Source organism: Moorena sp. SIO3I6, from assembly GCF_010672095.1.
On the sequence record NZ_JAAHHU010001294.1, the window covers coordinates 1 to 1,450 of the forward strand.

The window sequence follows — 1,450 nt, forward strand, 5'->3', positions numbered from 1 at the left end:
CCTCTCGATTCATTTTGTAGGGTACGTAGAGCTCTTTTGAAAAGACTGATTGAGGACATAACTACACTGAGTATGGTAAGTACAAAAGCTGGATAGACATTGCTGGTCGAACTCCAGCACTTGACAAAGAGGCGATGCATGTAGTGAGGAACGGCTAAGGCTCCGGAAGTGCCTGTCAGATTGGTACTTTCTTTGCCTAATCAAACCTTCGTGTACAAAGCGCGTGATTCACATAGCCGCTCACCCTTCAGGTATAGCGGTTTCCATTGATATTACTGATCAAGGTGCGCGCCTCCTAGGGCGAATAAATCGCCCTTGGGTCGCACCTCAATGGTGAATTCACTATGAAGCTGGTACTGATCACGACAGTTTCAGATAATTAGGCTAAGGTGTGATTAATACAATATCCGGTACCTAGACGTTATGATCAGAATTTACCCGTGGATATGCTGAAAGTGGTGAGATCGGTTGAGTTGCCATTTAGGGTATGAGAGTAGTCGCTTAACCCAAAAAAATAAGGGGTGAAACAGAATAATCCCAAGTAGTCAGCTATGCCAAACTTCTGTTGTGATTCTCGTATTTGGTGTAGCTGGTCAGAGCTCTTGACTTAATGCTGTGCGCTAGCCTAGGTACTAGGGCTGATAGCACTAACACCATTAACCTAATCTAGTGATTAGACTGGAAAGGGATTAACTGTAGTGAGCCAGATGGAAAAGCGAATTTTGGGAATTGACCCAGGACTAGCTACTTTAGGTTTTGGCGCAATTAGTTGCCAAACAACCCAAATTAGTAAGTTAGGAAAAACAGAAGGCTCCTTAGGAGTGCCAAAGCGTTCTAGCCAGTCACCAATACAGGCAACCCCTGAACCATTGCAGTTGATAGATTTTGGTATCATCCAAACCCCTGCCAAGACTGATTACGGCTCACGACTGTGTACGATTTACGAGGATTTACACACCCTGCTTGAACACTGCCAACCGGATCTGGTAGCGATTGAAAAACTTTTTTTCTACCGTATGAGTACTACGATCTCCGTAGCTCAGGCACGGGGTGTTGTGGTATTAGTAACAGCACAACATGGAGTTCCAATGGTAGAGTTTACACCGGGTCAGATTAAGCAGGCAATGACCGGATATGGTAATGCCGATAAATATGACGTTCAGCAGGCTGTTATGCGGGAGTTAAATTTAGACACCATCCCCAAACCAGATGATTTAGCAGATGCCTTGGCAGTCGCATTGACCGCCTGGTTTCATATGTCTTGAACACTTTACTATATCTGTGAACTCTATTTGTGAACTCTATTTGTGAACTCTATTTGTGAACTCTATCTGTAAATTATATCTGTAAATTATATCTGTAAATTATATCTGTAAATTATATCTGTAAATTATATAGCAATACTAAATCAGTTTTAAAATTGGCAAACTATTTAATACTTTCTGGGCAA

General features: G+C 42.3%; 1 protein-coding gene. It reads left to right on the top strand.

Translation table 11 applies throughout. The features are described from left to right. Nucleotides 1-707 precede the first annotated feature (707 nt). Entirely contained in the window at nucleotides 708-1,265 is a 558-nt protein-coding gene (gene ruvC / locus F6K49_RS48700) for a crossover junction endodeoxyribonuclease RuvC (protein WP_070390791.1), read from the top strand. Nucleotides 1,266-1,450 lie beyond the last annotated feature (185 nt).